Raw genomic sequence first — 1,104 nt, forward strand, 5'->3', positions numbered from 1 at the left:
TCTTCGTTTGCTTTCATCGAGATATAGCCGATCTGTACCAGATAGATCGCACGGGCGCGGACGTCGGCCATGCGTTCTTCCTGTCCAAAATGGATGAACAATTTGGTGAGCGCATCAAGGCGTTGCTGATCGGCCTTTTCAATTTCAGCCCTGACATCGTCGGACTGCATCGACCAGCTGCGTACGGCAAATTCAAGACGCGAGTCAAACAGGTCGGGCATCAGCCAGCAATCGATAATGTTCAGCATCGCTTCCGAGACGGTCTCGGCATAGGCCTCTGTTTGTTTGATCAGATTACCGGTGTTTTTTTCGCGCCAGAGATCCAGCAGGGCACCCAGCAACTCCTTCCGGTCCTTGAAAAACCAATAGAAGCTGGTGCGTGACAGGTTCAGGCGTTTTGCCAGTGGCTGGATCTTGACACCATCGACGCCGGTTTCAAGCAGGGCGTCGTAGGCCGCGTTCAGCCAGACCTCGGCCGATCCGCGCCAGCCGCTATTTTGTCCGGCGATATCTTCAATCTGTTCTTCCATGGACGTTTCCTTAGCAAACTGCCCGGATCGCGACAAGCAGAGTGTACATGAATGTATCTGAAATATACATCAGTGAACTTGAAATTGACATAACTGTACATTTCTGAATATCGTCATGGGCAGAGAGTTCAAACCCGGAGCCCCGCAAATGTCCAACGACCCGCTTCTTCAGCCTTATCAGCTTAAAAATCTGACGCTGCGTAACCGCATCATGATGACGTCGCACGAACCGGCCTATCCGGAGGACGGCATGCCAAAGGACCGTTATCGCGCCTATCATGTCGAACGCGCCAAGGGCGGTGTTGCCATGACGATGACGGCGGGGTCGGCTGCGGTATCAAAGGACAGCCCGCCGGTTTTCAACAACCTTCTGGTCTGGAAGGATGAAGTCGTTCCGTGGATGAAGGATCTGACCGATGCGGTGCATGAACAGGGTGCTGCTGTCATGATCCAGCTGACCCATCTTGGCCGTCGCACACGTTGGGACAAGGCAAACTGGTTGCCAGTGGTATCCCCATCGCACAAGCGCGAAGCCGCCCACCGGGCCTTTCCGAAAAAGATGGAAGACTGGGAT

The 1,104-nt window shown here is 54.0% G+C and carries 1 protein-coding gene and 1 pseudogene; one reads left to right on the top strand and one right to left on the bottom strand.

All coding sequences use genetic code 11. The features are described 5' to 3' along the window. Positions 1 to 530, bottom strand: a 530-nt coding sequence (locus B3Z49_RS21790) for a TetR/AcrR family transcriptional regulator (RefSeq protein WP_296994925.1), incomplete at its 3' end; no start/stop codon positions are given. A gap of 148 nt (positions 531 to 678) precedes the next feature. Here B3Z49_RS21790 and B3Z49_RS21795 point away from each other — a divergent pair. Then, a pseudogene (locus B3Z49_RS21795) lies at positions 679 to 1,104 on the top strand (N-methylproline demethylase); the annotation flags it as partial.

It is taken from the genome of Thalassospira sp. UBA1131, from assembly GCF_002311515.1.
GTDB lineage: Bacteria > Pseudomonadota > Alphaproteobacteria > Rhodospirillales > Thalassospiraceae > Thalassospira.